Here is a 14,366-nt window from a genome sequence, read left to right on the forward strand (position 1 = left end):
TAACACTACAACAAAATTAAGGCATAGTTTTTATACTATGTCTATACATCGTTAGTTTTGTTGTATAGCATACGCAAAATAAGCATGACAAAAAAGCCCATATTGAAAATGGGAAAAATCTTTTTTGATTTCAATGCTTATCGAATACGCATGCTATGTAACATAAACATTTCCCCCTTTTAATAATACTATACAAAAAAAGCGGCTAATTGTCAACATATACATATGAATTATTTTGGCTAACTGATTGAATTGTGTAGACATATCCAAGAAGAAAGGGGAACAGTAAAATGTAACAGGGTGAATAACTATGGCAAAAAGACCAGTACCGAAATACGATTTCAAGGCTTTTGGGGCAGCGATAAAGGCGGCGCGGACAGGGCGCAAGGAGAGCCGCAAGAAAGTGAGCGACGAAATGTTTATCTCGCCGCGCTACCTTGCGAACATTGAGAACAAGGGGCAGCACCCAAGTTTACAGATTTTCTTTGAGCTTATGCTCCGCTACAATATATCCGTAGACCAGTTTCTTTTGGAAACGCCGCCAGAGAAGAACACGCAGCGGCGGCAGCTTGACGCGCTTCTTGACGGTATGAGCGATACAGGCATACGGATTGTGAGCGCAACGGCAAAGGAGATAGCGGAAGTCGAAACAGAGGGCAGATAAGAAGTGTCCGTCAGAATTGAATAAGGTTTAGAGAGCGTTGTAATCTTTTTTTGAGGATTGCAGCGTTTTTCTTTTGCGGAAGTTTGGCAAAACCGGGCATAGCTCCGTAGTAAGGCATAAGGGATAAAAACATTCGTAGCAAGCATAGGAAGCGGGTACCCACTTCCGTATTTTCCCCTCCCGCGCTGCGGCGCGTCGGTTGAAAATTGCTTGTTGGGAAGTGTCCCAAACCCTCGGAACGGAAAGGAAAGGAGCGAATACATGAACGGACGCAAAAGAACGGTGCAAATCAAATTCAGAGTGACGGAAGCGGAACGGGATTTAATACTGGAAAAAATGAAGCTCGTACCCACCCGGAACATGGCGGCATATCTGCGGAAGATTGCCATTGACGGGTATATCATTCAGATAGACCATGCCGATATAAAGGCAATGACCGCAGAGATACAGAAAATCGGTGTCAACGTCAACCAGATAGCACGCCGCGTAAACGCGACGGGGAACGCATACCAAGAGGACATAGAGGAAATAAAGGGGGTGCTTGCGGAGATATGGCGGTTACAAAGATTAAGCCTATTAAAAGCACTCTAAGCAAAGCCCTTGACTATATCGAAAACCCGGACAAGACGGACGGAAAAATGCTTGTGTCCTCTTTCGGCTGCTCCTATGAAACGGCAGATATTGAATTTGAATATACCTTGTCCCAAGCACTCCAAAAGGGGAACAATTTAGCCTTTCATCTGATACAGTCCTTTGAGCCGGGGGAAGTCGATTATCAGAAAGCCCATGAAATCGGAAAGCAGCTTGCCGACGCGGTAACAAAGGGGCAGCATGAATATGTACTCACGACGCACATTGACAAAGGACACGTCCACAATCACATTATTTTCTGCGCCGTAAATTTCGTAGACCACCGCAAATATAATTCCAACAAAAGGAGCTATTACGGCATACGGAACATGAGCGACAAGCTGTGTCGGGAAAATGGCTTGTCCGTCGTCGTTCCCGGCAAGGGCAGCAAGGGAAAGAGCTATGCGGAGTACCAGGCAGAAAAGACGGGTACAAGTTGGAAAGGCAAGCTAAAGATTGCCGTTGACGCGCTTATCCCCCAAGTTTCCAGTTTTGAGGAATTGTTGCAGCGGTTACAGGCGGCGGGCTATGAGATAAAGCCGGGGAAATATGTGTCATGCCGCGCCCCCGGACAGGAACGCTTCACCCGTCTTAAAACCCTCGGCGCGGATTATACAGAGGAAGCCATAAGGGAACGGATAGCGGGCAGACGGGCAAAGGCGGCGAAAGCCCCCAGAGAGCAGCGCGGCGTTTCGCTGCTTATCGACATTGAGAACAGTATCAAGGCGGCGCAGAGTAAGGGCTATGAACAGTGGGCGAAAATCCACAATCTGAAACAGGCAGCAAAGACCATGAATTTCTTGACGGAACATAAGATTGAACAGTACGCGGATTTAGTCAGCCGGATTGAAGAAATGGCAGCGGAAAGCGGACAGGCGGCAGACGCATTGAAGGACGCGGAAAAGCGGCTTGCGGACATGGCGGTGCTTATCAAGAATGTTTCCACCTACCAAAAGACAAAGCCCGTCTATGACGCATACCGCAAGGCAAGGAACAGGGAGAAGTACCGCGCCGGACAGGAACAGGCGATTATCCTACATGAAGCCGCCGCAAGGTCGCTGAAAGCGGCGGGCATTGCAAAGCTCCCGAACCTTGCCGCGCTGCAATCGGAATATGAAGCCCTCCAAGCGCAGAAAGAAGCCCTTTATGCCGACTATGGGAAGCTGAAAAAGAAAGTCCGGGAATACGATATTATCAAGCAGAACATTGACAGCATTTTACAGGCAGACAGGCAGCCGGAACGGGAAAAGGGAACAGAGCGCGGATAAGGATAGCAAAATCCCCGCCGCTGTGCTATGATAGGGCTATCAAAAAGCAGAGGAGCGTTGAGCATGGAAAACCAGAAAATGCCGGAATATGAAACCATACGCGCCGCCGTTGCCGGGGAAAAATGGGCGGTGGAGAAAGTCGTGGAGTGCTACAAGGACGAAATCGACAGGCTATCGACGGTAGCGGTCAGACAGCCGGACGGAAGCACGAAACAGGAAATCAACGAAGATATGCGCCAGTCCATCACAAAGAAGCTGATAGAAGCCCTCCCGCAGTTCCCGCTTGAAGAAATGGAAAAGGGAAATGTCAGATAGGCAAAAAAAGAACAGGGCGCGGAAGCCAGTATATGACTTCCGCGCCCTGTCTTTTTATGGGTGCTGTTTTCGTGAATGTTACGCAGTAGAACGCCATTTTTGGGGGTAAAGGTATAAAGTATCGCCTATCCGATTTTCACGCCCGGAAAGCCCTGTAAATCAAGGGATTTTCCGCGCCTACTGCGTAATAGGGGCGCGTCTTTTCCTCATGCGCTCGGCGGCTTGTCTGCGGGTGATACGTTTCCGGCAGACGGGGCAGTATTTGACACTGTTAGAGGTTGACGCAAAGAACGCGCCGCACTCGGTACATTTCTTCTTATCCCCTGTCTGGTAAAGCTCCGCATAAAGCAGCCTGTCGGCGGGAAGCACCGCAACCCGGAACCACTTGCAGAGAAGCGAATAGGAAATGAGCTGCGGACATACGCACTCGTCCCCGTCGTCCAGTAAGATACAGTTCCCGTTATCATAATTGCAGCACGTCCGGCGCACAAGGGCGTTGACTTTCCGGCTCTGGGGCGGCGTCAGCCGCTTAACCCCGTTCATACTTCATCAGCGGCGTAAATGGGAAGCTCTGCAAATTCCGCTTCGGTCAAAGCGTCCACTTTGGAAAGGGTGCGCTTTGCAAGCTCCCGCATATCCGCGTCCATGTAGGGCAGCGCGGCGTTGACATTCTCAATCAAAGCCCGCTTGCCGCCCTCGTTGTAAATGCTCAAAAGGTTTGTTTCTTCAACAGTCAGTCTAATCATGCTCATACCTCCATATCGTGATTTTTTGTTTTTGCCGCCGCCTTTTTCGGGGCGGTCTTTGCCTTGTCTGCTTTAAGCTGCGCCCGGATAGAGGGGCGGGGCTTCCTTATCTCCCTGTCCCGGTTCTCCCCCTTGTCAATCAGCGCATACGTCCCATGTCTGCCCTCGATTTTGGAAAAGGAAAGGGTCTTGTAGGGCAGCATGGAGAAAAGGCGGTCAGTGTCCTTTGTGGCTGCAAGCCGCATGAACGCCGGGGAAAGCTCTGCCATGAAATGGGTCTTGTTCGGGCTGTTCGGCTCGTAATGCCGCTTCATTTCCCGCACAATGCGCCGCGCTTCCGTTTCAATCAGCCCGTCCCGCAAAGCGGCAATATGCGCCTTGAAATCCCCCGGCGAAAGCTGCTCCCGGCTGCGCCGTTCTTCCTGTAAGAGCGATTGCAGCGCGTCCGGGTCGTTGGGTACGGCTTCAAAGCGTTCAAATTTCCCAAGCTGCGGGTCTGGGGTTCCGTCAAAATATCTCCCGGCTTCCTGTACCCTTTCCCCATGCTCATAAATCAGCTTCACCGTATCGGCGGGCAGCTCCTTTTCCTTGACGCGCTCATAATGTTTAGAGTAGTCCAGTTCGTACAGATTGCCCTTGATTTTCCCGCGCTCCTTTCCCGTCAGCTCGATTGCATAGGCAAGAACGCGGTCGCTTGTCTGCTCCATGTAGAAACGCCATGTGTTGTGGGGCGCGGTGTCTTTGAGGAAAACGTCGCGCTCCCGGAAACAGTGCGTCCCGGACGGGCGGCAGAACCACAAAAGTGTTTTGTCCTCCCTGTGGGGGCTTGCCGCCGCCTTTGCGATAATCTCTTTGTCAATGTCTAAGTCGCTCTGGTAAAAGCCTGTGTTCTGCTTCATAATCGCTTCAAGGGAAGCAAACAAATCCATGTTTTCAAATTTGCTCTGTTCCGGCATGGGTCAGCTCCTTTCCAAGTCCTGTGACTTCTGCTTTGCGTTTTTCTTCTGTGCCTTTTCCTTGTCGGCTCTAAGCTGCGCCCGGATAGAGGGTTTCTTTTCCGGCTTCGCTCCCTTGCCGCGCTCCTTGTCGGCTTTGACAGCGTTAGCCAGGTCAACAAGGGAAATCTGCTCGCCCGCCTTTACCTTTGCTTCCAGTTCGTCAACGGTGGGGGTGTTGTTGATGATACCGTCAATCATGTTCCCGTTCTGCTCTGTGGTCTGCTCGGCGGTTTTCAAGGGATTGTCCCGCTGCGCCTGTTCTGCGGCAACGGCAAACGCCCGCGTCCCATTCCCCATAATCAGATACTTTCCGTCGTCCGACTGGTGGTGAAAGCCATATCCGGCGGCTTCTATCTGCTCCCGGCTCATGGCGGTCACATGGAAAGTCCCCCTCGGTGTCTTGACAGTTTCGCCCGTTTCCAAGTCGTCCGGGGTAAGCTGCTTTTGCTCCTGTAAAAACTCCGGCACTTCCCGAAAACCTACACTGTCAACGAAATGCGCCGCGTCCTGTCCGTCCTGATGAAGCACTACCACGTCGGAAACGGAAAGGCTGTGTCCCTTAAAATCTTTGGGGTGGTCGATATTGAAACAGGTGTAAATATCTTCAAGGGAAGTTTCCGGCGCAAGGGGCGCGGAATAGACAAGCTCATAGTTCGCCCTGTCAACCACATTTCCCGCCGCCTGCAGGCGGTCGTATGGCTCAAAGCGGAAATCCCTTGTTTCGTCCCCGCCCTTTATCTGGTAAATGGAAAAGGTGTCTTTGTCCTGTCCGGCGGTCTGCGCCGTTTCCTGTGCCTTTGCGTAAAGCTGCTTCACGTCGCCCTCGGTCAGCTCGCCGCTTTTGAGCTGCCCCATAAGCTCGCGGCATTTCTCCGGCGTTCCCGTATAAAGCACGTCGCCCATTTTCGCCCGCCCGTTCTCCTGTGTCACATAGGCTTGCAAGAGGTAGCTGTTTTCCCGGCTGTCGCTGTAAGGGTTCCGGCGCACTCTGTAAATCGTTTCCGGGGTAAAGGCTTCTTTCGGGGCTGCGCCCGCTTTTTCCTGTGCGCCGGATTTTCCCGGTGCGGCTGCTTCCGGATCCGGCTTCTCCGGCGCGGCTTCCTGTCCCTCTCTGGTGGGCTGCTCCTGTCCGGCGGTCTGCTCCTTGTCCTGTGCCTTTTGCAGCTCCGCTAAGTTCTCGTCTATGGAATTGATAATCTCGGCGGCTGCGCTGCGTATCGTTTCAAGGGAGCTTTTCAGCTCGGACAGCTCCCGCCCGCTGCTCCACCCGGCGACATAGCCGAAAGAGTAGTCCGACGTGTCAAGCCCGTAATGTTGGCAGACAGTATAGGCGACGCTTTCCGCTTCGACTTCGCGGGTGCGGCGGTCAACGTGGGGCTGCTGCTCGTCCTTTGGCGCGTTGAGGTCAATGTCGTGCAGCTTCGCATGGGCGATTTCGTGAATAGCGGTCTTTAAGGTCTGTAATTCGCTCATGCCCTCGTTGATAGCAATGCGCTTGTCCTCCAAGTGGTAGTAGCCATGAGAGCCGCCCTCGATATTCTCAAAGGCGATAGGAACGGGGGAAGTCTTTTCAAGGGCTGCGAAAAAATCCTTGTAGCGGTCAACGTCGCCTGTCAGCTCGTCAACCGCAATGTCCGGCAGCTCCTTTCCCTCGGTCTGGGAAACGTCAAAGACGGATACCACCTTGTAGGCGGGTATGGTGACTTCCTTTTCCTCGGTGACGGGCTTCCCGTCCTTGCCGATAACGGGCTTCTGCGTGTGCGGGTCGATTTTCTGCATTTCCTGTTTGATTTTATAGGGTGACGGAGCAATGATTTTAATTCCCTTTTGCCCTTTCATCACGTTTCGTTCAAAGTTGTTCTTCCAAGCGGAAAAGCCCGCCACAAGGGAAGCGTCCGGCTTCTGCATGGCGATAAGGACGGTGTTTCGGAAGCTGTAATTATGGAATTTTGACATGACTTTCAGATATTCCCGGTAACGCTCGCTGTCAAAGAGTTCCGCAATACCCTGTTCCAGACGGTCGGTAATCTCTTTGAGCTTTTCGGCGGGCTTCTCGCTCGTCAGCACGATAGGGATAACCGGGCGCGGCTCCTGTGGCTGCTCTGCGGTCTGCGCCGTTCTCTGCCCCGGCGCGGCTGCGTCCATTTCTACCTTTGACGGGTCGGGTCTTTCCGGCTGCGGGGGCTGCGGCGTTACCCGGTATTCCTCCGGCACGTCGCGCCCGTCGTACCATTCTGTAAAGGTGTTGCGGTTGTTGTAGATATAGCCCTTTTCGGTAAACATACCGTCGTCGTTAATGGAAGCGTCCCGCCCGTATTCCTCATACATGAAATACTTTTTCGCTTCTTCGGGAAGTTCCGGTTCTTCCAGTTCATCAACCAGATAACGCCCGTATTCTTCTTCATTGTGGACGGACGGATAAATCCAGTAGCAGTCAAGGTTCTGTGCAAGGTTGATAATGTCCTGTAAGCTGTCGGCATGGTCGCCGTATTCAATGGCTGCAATGAATTTCTCCCGGTCGTCGTCAAACTGCATTTCCAAGAGCTTCCCTAAATAGTTCAGCTCGTCGGGGTGGGAATACTCGCTTAAATGCTCCGTCAAGCCGGGGATAGTGGATTGAAATTCTGTGAAATGCCATTCCTCATAGTGCTTGAAGTCAATCCCGATACGGTCAAAGACTTCTTTCAGATGTTCGGCAGTCGTGGGGAATGTCACCCATTCGCCCGCGGGTCTGCCCTCGGTGTACTTCCCAAGATTGGAAAGATAGCCGCTTAAAATCGGTTCTGCCATTTGTTCGCTCCTTTCTTTTTCAATCATGCGGTGCATAAGCTCAAAATCCTCAATGCTCATGCTCCCGTCAAATACATAGGGGTTAAAATCCTCCCCGTCCCGGTAGGGCTTTTCGGAAAAGGGAAGCCCCGCTTCATGGGCGGCTGCCCTCGCTTCCTCGATAACCTCCGGGGGAAGCCTGTCGTCATGCGCTCCGATAAAACCGTCAATGTCGTTCATGCTGTTTTCGTAGTGGTAACGCACTCCGGCGGTCAGCTCGTCAAGGCTCATGTCCTCGCCTAAATGCCCGCAATAGTAGCCGTTTAAGATAACGGCGGCGGGGTCAATGCTTTTTATTTCCTCTAACCGGCTCCTGTCCTCCGGGTAGAGCGTATCGTCCATATCAAGATGAAAATATTCCGCGTTCCATGAACGCCCCTGTTTCCAGAACGCCACCCATGCGATACCGTCCCTAAGCTCGTCTTGATAGTCCTTTACGGTGTCCCGTAAACTTGCCATAGTGAAAAACCTCCTTTCTCTGCGGCAGCGTCATAAGCTGCATTTTTTGGCTGCATGGTCTACTACGGGTACGCCCGCATTTCTGCCAAATATTTTTGAAAATTTTTAGAGGGTGAAGCCCTCCGCAAAAGAGGGTTTGGGAAACTTCCCAACAAGCAAAATCCCCGTCCGGCGCGTCAGCGTCGCAACGGGGATTTACGGAAGTGGGTACCCGCTTCCTATGCTTGCTATTCAAGTTTTTAGTTCTTCTGCACTTCGATACGGTAGTTGACGTATTTCCCGCCAGTGTCAGCCAGAACGATAGTTCCGTCGTAGGTCTTGCCTGTTTTCGGGGAGTAGAGCTTCTTCACATTCGCCTTGCCGGATTTAAGGAGCGCGGCGGCAATCTTCGCGGAAAAAGCGGTCTTGCGTTCCTCGAAAAAGCGGTCATTCTTCCACATGACAAAGGCACATTCTTTGTTGCTGCAATAATAGTTTTTCTTCCCCTCATGGACGGGGGAACCGCAACGGGGGCATTTGCCGACAGAGGGCTTTTCCTCCCGGAACAAATCCTTTTTCCCGTCCAGTGCTGCGGCGTGTGTCTGCACAAGCTCCCGCGCCATAGCTTCAATGCCGGACAGAAATTCGCCGGGGTCTGCGGCTCCCTTTGCTATCTGCGTCAGATTGTTTTCCCATTCTGCGGTAAGCTGTGGGGAAGTGAGTATATCCGGCAGAATACAGATAAGGCTGTTCCCGTTTTTGGTAGGGATAAGCTGCTTCCCCTTGCGCTCCGCAAAGCCGCCCTTTACCAGTTTTTCAATGACGGCGGCGCGGGTGGCGGGAGTGCCAAGCCCCCGGCGTTCCGCGTCCGGGTCGGTGTCCCCGTTCCCGGCGCGTTCCATAGCCGACAAAAGGCTTGCTTCGCTGTGGGGCTTCGGCGGCGTTGTGGTATGCTCCGTTACTTTTGCGGCGGGGTTAGGAAAGCCCTGTCCCTCGGAAAGCTTCGGCAGCGTCACGTCTGCATTTTCCCCGTCCTCCGCTTCGGGCTTATCTTTCAGCGTCGCCCGGTATCTGCGTTGAAGCTCTTTCCAACCCTCCGCAAGTACGGTCTTTCCCCTTGCGGTGAAGTCTGTCCCGGCGCATGAGAAAACCGCCGTAACCGCTTCATAAATATGCGGCTCGGCGGTGGCAAAAAGCAGACGCGCCCCCGCAAGGGTAAGGATATTCTTCTCGCTTTCCGGCAGCGCGTCCGGGTCAGCCTTTGCAAGCTCCATAGTGGGAATGATTGCGTGGTGGTCTGATACTTTTTTACTGTCTAATACCTTTACAACCTCCGGCGTGAAGTCCGCGCCCGCCATAAAGGGGAGTTTTTCGCAAAGCAGCGCGATAATGCCCGCTGCGGTGCCGCCCATGTCGTCAGTAAGAAAGCTGCTGTCCGTCCTCGGATAAGTAAGGAGCCGCTTTTCATAAAGGGATTGTGCAAGGTCAAGGGTCTGCTTCGCGGTGTAGCCGAAAATGCGGTTCGCTTCCCGCTGCAAAGAGGTAAGGTCAAAGAGCTTCGGCGGGGCTGCGGTTTTCTTCTCTCTGGTGAGGGAAACGCATACCGCCGTTTCCGCTTCGCAAGCCCCTTTCAGCGCGTCGGCTTCTGCCTTGTCGGAAATCCTCCCGCTTGCCGCTTCCGCGCCGGATAAATCAAGGCGCACATGATAATATTTTTCTTTCTGGAAATGGGAGATAGCCGCGTCCCGGTCGGTGAGCATTTTTAAGGTCGGGGTCTGGACGCGCCCCACGTTCAAGGTCTTTCCATACAGGCAGGAGAAAAGCCGGGTGGCGTTAATGCCGATAAGCCAGTCAGCCTTTGCGCGGCAGAGGGCAGACGCAAAGAGCGCGTCGTATTCCTGCCCGTCTTTGAGGGAAGCAAAGCCCGCCTTGATTGCCCCGTCCTCCATTGAGGAAATCCACAAGCGGCGCATGGGCTTCTTGCAGCCCGCCGCTTCGTAGACAAAGCGGAAAATCAATTCTCCCTCGCGCCCCGCGTCACACGCATTTACCACTTCGGAAACGTCGGCGCGGTGCATAAGCTCTTTTAGGGTTTTGAATTGCTTCCCCTTGTCCGGGTCAACGGCGTACTGCCATTCCTCCGGCAGAATGGGTAAGCTCTCAAAACTCCATTTTTTATATTGCTCCCCGTAGGCGGCAGCTTCCGCAAGCTGTACCAAATGCCCGACGCACCATGAAATGAGGCAGCCGCCGCCCTCGATATATCCGTCTTTCTTTTCCTTAACGCCAAGCGCGGCGGCGATAGTCTGCGCCACGCTCGGCTTTTCTGCAATAATCAGTTTCATTTTCTGTTCTCCTTTCGGTTGTTTTAGGTTTGAAATTGGTTTATACTTTAAGCATTACTATAAGAAACAGGTGACAATATGAAATCAATACATACTTTCGATGTTTTTGCTCCTACTGATGAACAGGAAGAAGCAATGAATAAAAAACGTGGCGGGCATTACAGGCGCGGTAAAAACAAAGAAATGGATTACTTTATTGAGTGTGCTACTTCGCTATTTCCCAACAACCATTATTCAAGGTTCACACCTATATATGATACGACAAAAGAGTTTTATCAACTGATTACTTCTTCCGATACAACAGAAAGAGCTATACTAAATTGGATAGCTTCTAATCGTGCATGGAATTATTTGTTTGGCTTATTACGGCATTATTACAGAACAGGACACCATGACGATAATTATATCTTTCCAGAGTTCAAAATCGGGTCGGCTTATGTGGCTGATTATCTGCTCATAGGTAATAGTTCAGACGGTTATCAATTTGTCTTTGTGGAATTAGAAGCTCCCAACGGGCGGATAACAAAAGAAAAAGGTACTCGTTTCGGGGAAGTAATCAATAAAGGGATTGAACAGGTTAGGGATTGGCAAATGTATATTGCTGCAAATTGGAATGTAATTGTAGCAGAATTGGAAAAGCACTCATTCTCCAATACAAAGTTACCCAGACAATTATACAAATATTGCCCTTATCAAATCTACTATGCTGTGATAGCCGGACTCCGTAAAGATTTTGAGAATATTCGTGATAGAAAGCTCCAACTGCAAAATGAAAATAACATAACACTTTTGCATTACGAAAATCTCATAGATGTTGCAAACGAAAATTAAAAGTCCATTTTCAGCGTTCCGGCTCACTTGCCTTTTTCTCCTGTACCTGTTTCAGACAGTAGCCCACACAAGGGAGCTGCCCTTTGTACGGACAGGAAGCGCAAGCCGGGGAATGGGGAACGGGCGGCGCATTGTCACGCCGCCCGCCCGGTCTTTGTATCATCATCTTTTCAAAGGGATTGTCGGTAAACAGGGTCATGCTTCCTCGTCCTCCTGTTCTTCATCAGAAAGCCCGTCCCCCTCGTCCGGCTCGTCCTCGTCGTAGTCGTCAAAATCGAAATCTTCAAGGTCGGTGCCGCCCTTGACGTTTTGCTTCGGCTTCATAAACTTAAAATAATAGAACGCGCCCCCGCCGCCAAGAAGTGCCACGACAAGGAAAAGCACAAGCCCGCCCGCATTGCCTTTCTCTTTGGGCAGCTCCGGCGGTTCCTCGGTTTCCGGCTCTGCTTCCTTGCCGCTGCAAGCGGTCATGTTGTCCTTGCAGACGGGGCAGCTCACATTTACCTTTCCGGCTTCGCATTTTTCGGTGCAACTGCAAACGGCGGGCGGGGCTGCTTCGGTGCTTCCGTCCTCCATAAGTGCTAAGAGGTCGGCTTCGTCCACTTGATTAAGGAAATGTACGGTGTTCTCGCCCTCGTCGTCCCGGTCAATGAGGATATAAAAGTAATTGCCGTTTTTGGTCGTTACGGTGATAAGCTGCTTGTTGCCGCCGAAATCGTCTACAAGGGTCGCGTTCCCGTCCGGGGTAAGGGGTTCTTCCTTTTGGGGTTCCTCGTAGACAACGCCGCTGTCGTTGGTGTCGTCCTCTCCCTCCGGGGTCTGTGCAAAAGCGGTGACGGAAAAGCCGCCCGAAAGCATAAGGGCGGCGCAAAGTGCGGTCAGTGTTCTAAGGATTTTCTTATTCATTCTCGGTGTCCTCCATTTCTTCGGTGTCGTGGTCTGCGGGTTCTGCGGGGTAGCCCGGCGCGGCTTCCATGCCCGGAATACCGCCCCCGGAAAGCATAGCGGAAAGCTCATGCGGGGAAAGGCGCATGGAGCGCACAAGCTGTACGATTTGCAGGTTTTCCGCTTCGGTTTTCTGCGCTTCAAGCCCCCTTAATTTATTCTGGTACTCGGTGATTTTCTCGCGGGTCTTTGCAATCTCCTTGTCGATACGTTCAATTTTGTTCATAGCCATCAATAAATTTCTCCTTTCAGATTTTCATTTTTTTGTTGTCAGTTCCAATTCATTAAGCCGTAGCCCTTGATACAGGAGTAATTGACGGGGTAGCTCTTTATCTTGCAGGCGTCGCCGGAATTGCCCTCGACGGTATAGACGCGCTCCCCGTCCGTCCCGATAACAAGCCCTACATGGTCTGCGCTCCCGTCCCCGTCCCAGTCGAAAAAGATAGCGTCGCCGGGGGCGATATTCTCATAGCCCCTCGCGCCCCATTGCCCGCGTGACTGGAACCAGGGTACGCCCTGTGACTGGCACCCGGCAAAGCGCGGCTCGCTTTTCCCGGCTTGATTGTAGCACCATGAAACAAAACAGGCGCACCATTCCACGCGGCTGTTAAATCCGTACCAGCTCCAAAAGGGTCGCCCGCCTACGTTGCCGACTTGCCGCTTCGCAAGGTCTACAACGGCGGTGTTGCCGGGGCGTGTGCCGTTTACAAGCTGTACGCCGCTTAAATCCTCGGACGCGCCCATATCGGGGGAGCCGCCGCCGAAAATCAGCGGCTTGTTTCCGCTTGTTTCCAGATAGACGCGGTACATTTCAAGCTGCTGTGGCGTTAGAAGTTCCTCCGCAATCTCGGAAATGGGCTTGTTCGTCAGCTTCACGTTGAGGATATGGTACTCGTAGGGTACTTCCTCGCTGGTCGTTTCCCCTGTTTCCGGGTCTGTGCTTGTTTCTGTGCGGTAGCGGATTTCCGTTTCTTCCGTCAGCGTCAAAGTGTACTGCATGGCAAAGACGCGGTTTAGTTCTGCCTGTGCGCTCTGCGGGGTGTAGGTCTGTAAAAGGGCGGTGAGGTAGGACGCTAACTCATGGGGGTTATGCCCGATACTGTCAAGGTCATAGCGGTATTCGTCATAGCCGGGGTGGGTGCTTTCGATATTGTCAATCTGCTGCTGAAGCTCGTTTTCCTTTGCGGCGTAATTATTTTCCGTCGCCACAAGGTCGCTGTCCTCCGACGTGTAGGAAGTCCCAAGTATGCCGTTCATCAAGCCGGAGAACATGGAGCCGCAAGAGGAAAGCCCCGCCGATACCATGATGAATAAGAGCAGCGCGGCAACGGCGATACATACGCCCGCCGGGTGCCGCCCTACAAAAGCGATTGCCTTTTTTGTTTCCTCGGCGGTCTTTTTTGCCGCCTTGCGGGTGTTCTCTGCGGCTTTCTGCGCCGTTTTTGCGCCGCCTTTCCTTGCCGACTTTGCATACTGCCGCTTGATTTGCTGCTTCTGCATGAAGCGGGAAAGGGGATTGCCCGCAATCTGCGGATTGTCATGTAGGGATTTATGGTACTGGAAATCCACATTCGCCTTGAACGCCGCTTTCTCTGCCTTTGCCGCCGCCCGGTAGGGTTTGAGCTTGTGGCTGCGGTAGCCCTCCTTGACTTTCCGCGTCCCGTACTTTGCGCCGCGCTCTGCCAGTTCTTCGGATTTGTGCGCCCCCTCAACGCCGGAATTGTCCTTTTCAACGGAATGTATCTTGTTGTGGACGAAAATACCCGCTTCCTGTGCGGGGCGGGATAGCGGGTTATTGTGGGGCTTATTCCTTCCTATGGGCTTTTCCTGTTCCTCAAAATGTAGGCGGGTCTTGCCTTTCCCGGTGGCTTCATCAAAGGTGCGCTCCCGTACAAGTTTCTTTTCTTTGGGGATAGCCGCCTTTGCCGTGTCCAGACGGTCGGCTGCTTTGTCCGATTTTCGGATATACCTTTCAAGCTCCGGCGTTGCCCGTTCCTCGTCGGTAAACTGCAAGCGGGAAGATTTTTCTTTTGCTGTGGCTTCTGCCTGTGCTTTCCTCGCCGCCTTTTTGCTCGCCTTTCTGGTACGCGCCCCGTCGATACGCTCCAAGACGCGCTCGGCTGCGGCGGTGTCCTGTTCCCGTTCTGCCCCCGGCGCATGGGGAAGCGGCGGCGCGGCGGCTGTGGGCGCGGGAGCTGCGCCGCCCGGTATGGTCTGCGCTGCCTGTTCCGGCGGCTGCGGTGCTTCGGTCTTTGCAAAGTCCGCGTCCCTTATCCGCTTGCTGATACGTTTCTTTTTCCCGGTGGCGGCGTTTACCTCGACAGCCCCCTCGCGGGTCATTTTCTGCGTGACTTTCT

General features: G+C 52.6%; 13 protein-coding genes. 5 read left to right on the forward strand and 8 right to left on the reverse strand.

The window, feature by feature from the left end:
- Positions 1 to 310: 310 nt before the first annotated feature.
- The 4 genes from H8R91_RS00255 to H8R91_RS00270 all read left to right on the forward strand — a co-directional run bounded on the left by H8R91_RS00255 (position 311) and on the right by H8R91_RS00270 (position 2,877).
- Positions 311 to 664, forward strand: a complete 354-nt coding sequence (locus H8R91_RS00255; RefSeq protein ID WP_004607969.1) for a helix-turn-helix transcriptional regulator — start codon at positions 311 to 313, stop codon at positions 662 to 664.
- Between the two features lie 261 nt (positions 665 to 925).
- Positions 926 to 1,255 carry a plasmid mobilization protein gene (locus tag H8R91_RS00260; RefSeq protein ID WP_002585086.1) on the forward strand — a complete coding sequence of 110 codons (330 nt, stop codon included), beginning with the start codon at positions 926 to 928 and terminating at the stop codon, positions 1,253 to 1,255.
- Positions 1,216 to 2,562, forward strand: a complete 1,347-nt coding sequence (locus tag H8R91_RS00265; protein ID WP_002585087.1) for a relaxase/mobilization nuclease domain-containing protein — start codon at positions 1,216 to 1,218, stop codon at positions 2,560 to 2,562. The genes H8R91_RS00260 and H8R91_RS00265 overlap by 40 nt, the downstream gene beginning before the upstream one ends.
- Positions 2,563 to 2,625: 63 nt before the next feature.
- Complete coding sequence (locus H8R91_RS00270) at positions 2,626 to 2,877, forward strand: helix-turn-helix domain-containing protein (protein ID WP_002585088.1); 252 nt, start codon at positions 2,626 to 2,628, stop codon at positions 2,875 to 2,877.
- A 177-nt stretch (positions 2,878 to 3,054) separates the two neighbouring features.
- On the opposite strand, the gene H8R91_RS00275 is transcribed toward H8R91_RS00270, so the two are convergent.
- The 5 genes from H8R91_RS00275 to H8R91_RS00295 all read right to left on the reverse strand — a co-directional run bounded on the left by H8R91_RS00275 (position 3,055) and on the right by H8R91_RS00295 (position 10,233).
- The gene (locus tag H8R91_RS00275) at positions 3,055 to 3,420 is read right to left on the reverse strand and encodes a cysteine-rich VLP domain-containing protein (RefSeq protein ID WP_186934432.1); all 366 of its coding nucleotides are present in this window, start codon (positions 3,418 to 3,420) and stop codon (positions 3,055 to 3,057) included.
- Positions 3,417 to 3,623: a transposon-transfer assisting family protein gene (locus H8R91_RS00280; RefSeq protein WP_002569181.1), complete on the reverse strand. Its 207-nt coding sequence runs from the start codon at positions 3,621 to 3,623 to the stop codon at positions 3,417 to 3,419. The genes H8R91_RS00275 and H8R91_RS00280 overlap by 4 nt, the downstream gene beginning before the upstream one ends.
- A gap of 2 nt (positions 3,624 to 3,625) precedes the next feature.
- Positions 3,626 to 4,579 carry a hypothetical protein gene (locus H8R91_RS00285; protein ID WP_002585090.1) on the reverse strand — a complete coding sequence of 318 codons (954 nt, stop codon included), beginning with the start codon at positions 4,577 to 4,579 and terminating at the stop codon, positions 3,626 to 3,628.
- A gap of 3 nt (positions 4,580 to 4,582) precedes the next feature.
- Positions 4,583 to 7,909, reverse strand: coding sequence for an antirestriction protein ArdA (locus H8R91_RS00290; RefSeq protein WP_006859298.1), 3,327 nt, complete (start codon positions 7,907 to 7,909; stop codon positions 4,583 to 4,585).
- Positions 7,910 to 8,148: 239 nt separating this feature from the next.
- Complete coding sequence (locus tag H8R91_RS00295) at positions 8,149 to 10,233, reverse strand: DNA topoisomerase 3 (RefSeq protein WP_007037046.1); 2,085 nt, start codon at positions 10,231 to 10,233, stop codon at positions 8,149 to 8,151.
- A 78-nt stretch (positions 10,234 to 10,311) separates the two neighbouring features.
- On the opposite strand from H8R91_RS00295, the gene H8R91_RS00300 reads away from it, so the two are divergent.
- Positions 10,312 to 11,064 (forward strand): Shedu anti-phage system protein SduA domain-containing protein, encoded by a 753-nt coding sequence (locus H8R91_RS00300; protein ID WP_004607960.1) that lies wholly within the window; start codon positions 10,312 to 10,314, stop codon positions 11,062 to 11,064.
- A gap of 195 nt (positions 11,065 to 11,259) precedes the next feature.
- Here H8R91_RS00300 and H8R91_RS00310 read toward each other — a convergent pair whose 3' ends face one another.
- Genes H8R91_RS00310 through H8R91_RS00320 form a run of 3 tightly spaced genes read right to left on the reverse strand, consistent with a single transcriptional unit; the run spans position 11,260 to position 14,349 of the window.
- Positions 11,260 to 11,970 carry a DUF4366 domain-containing protein gene (locus H8R91_RS00310; RefSeq protein ID WP_004607958.1) on the reverse strand — a complete coding sequence of 237 codons (711 nt, stop codon included), beginning with the start codon at positions 11,968 to 11,970 and terminating at the stop codon, positions 11,260 to 11,262.
- Entirely contained in the window at positions 11,963 to 12,241 is a 279-nt protein-coding gene (locus H8R91_RS00315) for a DUF4315 family protein (RefSeq protein WP_004607957.1), read from the reverse strand. Before H8R91_RS00315 ends, H8R91_RS00310 begins: the two co-directional genes overlap by 8 nt.
- A gap of 38 nt (positions 12,242 to 12,279) precedes the next feature.
- A complete protein-coding gene (locus H8R91_RS00320) occupies positions 12,280 to 14,349 on the reverse strand; it encodes a C40 family peptidase (protein WP_186934433.1) in 2,070 nt (689 codons plus the stop codon).
- Positions 14,350 to 14,366 lie beyond the last annotated feature (17 nt).

The sequence above is a fragment of the Ruminococcus intestinalis genome (assembly GCF_014288065.1).
GTDB classification, from domain to species: domain Bacteria; phylum Bacillota; class Clostridia; order Oscillospirales; family Acutalibacteraceae; genus Ruminococcoides; species Ruminococcoides intestinale_A.